Annotated in this window: 5 protein-coding genes; 1 reads left to right on the top strand and 4 read right to left on the bottom strand. The window is 60.2% G+C overall.

The genetic code is table 11. The annotated features are described in order from the left end of the window. Positions 1-931: 931 nt before the first annotated feature. The 4 genes from PPP56_RS11420 to cas1 all read right to left on the bottom strand — a co-directional run bounded on the left by PPP56_RS11420 (position 932) and on the right by cas1 (position 3,387). On the bottom strand, positions 932-1,054 hold the full coding sequence (locus PPP56_RS11420) for a hypothetical protein (protein WP_353564173.1): 123 nt from the start codon (positions 1,052-1,054) through the stop codon (positions 932-934). A 74-nt stretch (positions 1,055-1,128) separates the two neighbouring features. Next, positions 1,129-1,389: a hypothetical protein gene (locus PPP56_RS11415; RefSeq protein ID WP_353564172.1), complete on the bottom strand. Its 261-nt coding sequence runs from the start codon at positions 1,387-1,389 to the stop codon at positions 1,129-1,131. Between the two features lie 69 nt (positions 1,390-1,458). Beyond that, positions 1,459-1,779: a CRISPR-associated endonuclease Cas2 gene (cas2, locus tag PPP56_RS11410; RefSeq protein ID WP_353564171.1), complete on the bottom strand. Its 321-nt coding sequence runs from the start codon at positions 1,777-1,779 to the stop codon at positions 1,459-1,461. 510 nt (positions 1,780-2,289) lie between these two features. Continuing rightward, a complete protein-coding gene (gene cas1 / locus PPP56_RS11405) occupies positions 2,290-3,387 on the bottom strand; it encodes a CRISPR-associated endonuclease Cas1 (protein WP_353564170.1) in 1,098 nt (365 codons plus the stop codon). Between the two features lie 193 nt (positions 3,388-3,580). Between cas1 and PPP56_RS11400 the strand changes: the two genes are divergently transcribed. Next, complete coding sequence (locus tag PPP56_RS11400; RefSeq protein WP_353564169.1) at positions 3,581-3,964, top strand: hypothetical protein; 384 nt, start codon at positions 3,581-3,583, stop codon at positions 3,962-3,964. The last annotated feature ends 724 nt before the right edge of the window (positions 3,965-4,688 follow it).

Below are 4,688 nucleotides of genomic sequence, written 5' to 3'. Positions count from 1 at the left end.
CCCCCACTTTTAGGGGGGATGCGAGGTCTGCACATTTCGCCACATGTCTGTTACATTTGAGCATGTTTTGCTGCTCATTGTGCGCAGAACAACCGCCACAGCGGCCGTACGCATTACGGCGTTTTGGGCTCGGAACCTGCGGACATGTGCCTGTTTGTACGCTTGTTAGCGTAGGGGTTTTGTGCGTAAAGGGCAAGCTCGTGCCGTGAAGGGGGTGTGAATAGTTTGAAGGTAGGATGGAGGTGTGGAGGGATGGAGGTGTGGGAGGTCGGGGGAAGATCCCGGATCTCCGCTCCGCTCCGTCCGGGATGACTTGTGCGTGGGGGCGTTGCTATTAGACCTGACAGGTCTCCGAGACCGTACCTGTTTAGCGTGGTACAATGGCCGCCCGGGATATCCGCCCCCCAGGAGTACTCGGTCGCGGTGCTCCCAGCGCTTCGCTCCTGATCCCGGGCTACGGAACGGCGCAATGTGAGCAAAATCCATAGCCGGGACCGCTTGCGTCCCCGGCTTTCTTGAACACCGAATTCCCATGAGAACCACGCTCGTGGCGATGCTCTGCGTCATAACAAGAGACGAGACCATATCGCGACGCAGGTCATCCTGACGCCGCCAGGCGGAAGGATCTCAACGCCATGCCTACGGGCTCGCCACGTCCGGTGCGCACAAGGTGCACCTCGTGGACACTGAGCAGCAGGGCCTCTCGGCCACGTAGCGCTGAGATGCTTCACTGCGTTCAGCATGACATTCATAGAACGGCCCGGCGGTACGCTGTATCTGTTTAGCGCGGCTCAATTGCCACTCGGAATACCCGCTTCACTCCTGATCCCAGGCTACGGAACGGCGCGATGTGAGCAAAACCATAGCCGGGGACCGCTTGCGTCCCCGGTAGGCAGGGAGCGGCCCGCTCATGTCTACCCAGCAACGCGCCTCAACACCCAAACATCATGAGGAGCACGAAGACCGCGGCGTAGAAGAGGCCCCTCTGGAACATGGGGTCGTCCATCATGCGGTCGGGGTTGTGCGGCGTTGGGGAGTTGGAGGTGTCATCCATGGCGGCAACGGGGTTTCAGTGATTGGTCGTGCGTAGCGGAAGGGCAGAGCGCTTTGCATCCCCCAGGAAAACAACTAAAACGGCAGGTCGTCGTCGGGGCTGAATGACTCGTCGTTGTCGGATGCGCTGTTTGGAGGGGAGACCGAAGAATCGGTATCGTCGACGGACGCATCGCTGCTGTAGTCGGTCATGTCGGTGGCGTAGGGCGGCAGGTCATCGGAGGTGCGGGGAATGTTGTAGCCGTATCCATCGGGCCAGTAGCCGCAGGCGCCGCAGCAGGGCTGCGTCTCGTTTGTGGGGTCGTAGAAGGTGCCGCATTCGGGACAGATAGGCATAGCAGGATTGTCGGTGTGTGGTTGGGTCGGTGTTGAAATACAACGGGGGCACAAAATGAAAACAGATGCTCACACCACCAGCGTATCCGCCACGCCAGGCAGTGCCTTTTCGACGCCGTGCTGGATGATGCTCGACCGGCATGCGGTGCAGAGCCGTCCGACCACCAGGTGGTCGTGGGCGCGATCCATGATGCTACGGGCGCGGGCTTGCAGCGTCTGCACCTCAGACTGCGAGCAGGCGCACAGGAAGACGCTGTACTGCAGCCGCCGTCCGTAATTCTCGCAGAGCGTGGCGATCTTTCGCAGTCGCTTAGGATGGGCAATGTCGTAGGCCACCAGCCACAGGCGTTGCGGGGGCGTGGGCGTATCCCATGAAGCGTCGATTTCCATAACATTGTGCTGTGTCACGCGTGACTGTTCGGATCGTTTGAGAGCCCGGAATCAGGAGCGGATATCCCGGACGATCATTGAAGCCTTCTAAAGCAAGTCATGCTGAACGTAGTGAAGCATCTCAACGCCCTGCCGTTGGGGTGCTCTGCTGCTCAGCGTCCACGAGATAGCCCCCACGGAATCATGTGTCATCCGTGTCTGAGTCGTCGTAAATGGTCGGGAAGTGGTAGAGCCAAACCCGATGTAGATCAGGCCAATGATGTACAGGATGGTGAAAAGCATAGCAGCATGCGTTGGATGAACAGGAAAGATCTCCATCGAAATGCGCAGGGTCTTCTATCCACCAGCCCCTGCTGAACATCGGGGAGATGGTTCCACCGAATGCCATTCGGCGGCTACAGGGCCTTCTCCGTCGGCCTTCGCTCACCATAACAGGTTTTTTCTGGAGGGATGCAGAGCTCAATAAGATCCCCGCCCTCAAACATTCAGGTGTGACAGAAGTAGGTTGGGTCAGATGCGGAAGGAGCGGTAGCGCGCATCTTCGGTGCACAGGGCCCGCTGAAGCCGACGCGCCTGCAGCTCAAAGACGCGATGATACGGCATCGGCTGCTCGCGTCCGGGTGGCGTAACGGTGGCGGCGCGGCGCGTGCCGTACGCTTTGTACACGCGTTTGCGGCCTTCGTCATTCAAGAAGATCCCGCCGTCGCGCGCTTCAAAGTGGTCGGAGTGAATGCGGCCCCGGTTGATCAGCGAAAGCACTACCGAATCGGCCACGACCGGACGAAATGGCTCCATGAGGTCGAGCACCGCCGCTGGCGTATTTGCACGCGGACGATGCAGTACACCCAGGTGCGGGTCGAGTCCGGCGACCAGGCACGCGGCCTGGATGTCGTTTTGCAGCAGGCGGTACGTGAAGCCGAGCAGCGCATCCACGGCGCTTTCGGGCGGACGCCGGGTGCGCCGTTTGAAGGCAAACGCAGGGTCGTCTTGCGTGATGAGACGCGGCCACATCGAAAAGTACGTGGCTGTGGCCGCGCCCTCCAATCCCAGCAGGACGTCTTCGGAGCGGGCGGTGGGTACGCGCCGCGCGAATCGCTCAATGGTACGATGGGCTGCGCGGAGTTCCGGCACATCGTTGCGGCGCAGGGTACCTTTTAGGCGATGGCTCATGTTGTGCAGCTTGGCTCCGACAAAAGCACGGGCCAGCGTTAGGCGACGGGTAGGCTCGTGCTGTACGCTGTACTGAGCCATGCGTACCTCAACGCGGGGGGCGCTGGGGGCCTCCAGGTAGCCGCGTACGGTGCCGTGCCGCGACAAAAGCACCACCCGCACACCCGCTTGCAGGCAAAGGCGGAGCGCCGGCATGGTGCAGTGCACGGTGCCCGCCAGGGCCAGGGCATCCACCTCCGTGAGCGGTAGCGAGCACAGCCGCTCGGTGCCGTCTTCGGTGTGTGCGTCTACCACCAGGTGCTGGTCGCGGCGACGCACCACGGCTCCGGTGGTGTTCACGTACACCGTGCGCTGGATGCCGGGCCCTACATGCACCGTGGGCACAGCGTCGTTAGAGTTGGAAGCCGGGGTCGGAGCCGGGGGCGATGTATCGGGCATAGCAAACCGGGGTCAGGCATAAGGGATGAGCGGTGTAGTCCCCTATAGTGGCCGCCTGGCCAAAAGATGGCCGTGTTGAAATGCGAGCGATGGGCTTGAATGCATCCGCCCGGTATTGAATTCAAGCCCCACATCCATTCAGGCCGTTGTGCATTCTGATACGCCCCCTTGTCTCGTAACAAGCTGTCCCGTTATGAATCGTCTCTACCCACGTCCTTCGCCGTCGATTGGTTCGCCGCAAGAGCAGCGGCGCATTGCGCTTCAGCCGTTTCTGGAGCGCCAGACCCCGCTGGGCCGCCCGTTTCGGATGGATGAGGCAGTGGTGTTCGCCGCTGTTGATCCGGTTCCCTGCACCTATGCGCACATCCGGTACCAGATGCAACTGCGCGGGCTTGCCCCCACCCACCGGTTCTTGCAGCGCACGCTCGACCGCCTCTGCGGACTCGGATACGACGCGCCGGTGCGGTTTGACGGGCAGTGGCAGGTGGCCCCAACCGCCCGCCTGTTGCATCGCCAGATTCGCGCTGTGCTGAAATGGACGGCCGGCGAATCGCTCATTTCGCTGTTCAAGGCGTAGGGTGGTGCCACACGTGATTGTTTAAGTCGGTTGAGAACACAAAATCCCTCCCCCTACATCCCCCTCCTCAGAGCACTAGTCTATGCACACAACCTGAGATGGTGATAATCGTTGATGATCGCTTGCCTGTCCTGAACTCGATTTAGGATCTGGATGACATTCGAGGGGGTGGCATTTGGGTTGAAAGGGAGCTTTCGTCTCCCAGCACCGTCCCCCCGACACGTCATTCTGAACTTGATTCAGGATCCACTCGCCCGAGCAGACGCCCAGGTGGGTTCTTTTTGTGGGGGCCAACAGTCTCTCATTGAACAGACGGTGGAGAAGTCAAATTTCCCATCAACGAAATACCAGAGAGAAAGTTATGTGCAAGGACTAGTGGTGTGTCAGCCCTGAATGTTGTGGTTGAGCCCGGCGCTCGCCCCTCCTTCCTGTCTTTCCTCCTCAGGGAGGACGGGTAGGATGGAGGGGAAACCACCCGGCAATCCCCAAAACCATTGTTGAGGTCACCTACGCGGCGGCACTGCCATTTTTTAGTGGGATGCGATGGCCCATCTGTCTTCTGCAAATCCTGCCCGCTGCCTTTCACATCGTCTCTACACCGTGTCATTCTGAGGCCAATAGGCAGAAGGATCTCAGCGCTCCCCCAACAAAAAAAGCGGCAGCCCCGCTATGGAGCTACCGCTTCCGCGCAATCCTCTTAAAATGGAGGAGACAGGTCCAACAG

This window comes from Longimonas sp. (assembly GCF_040409695.1).
In the GTDB taxonomy this organism is placed as follows: Bacteria; Bacteroidota; Rhodothermia; order Rhodothermales; family Salinibacteraceae; genus Longimonas.
Note: the sequence above shows the minus strand (reverse complement) of the source record. Positions and strands in the feature narration are given on the sequence as shown.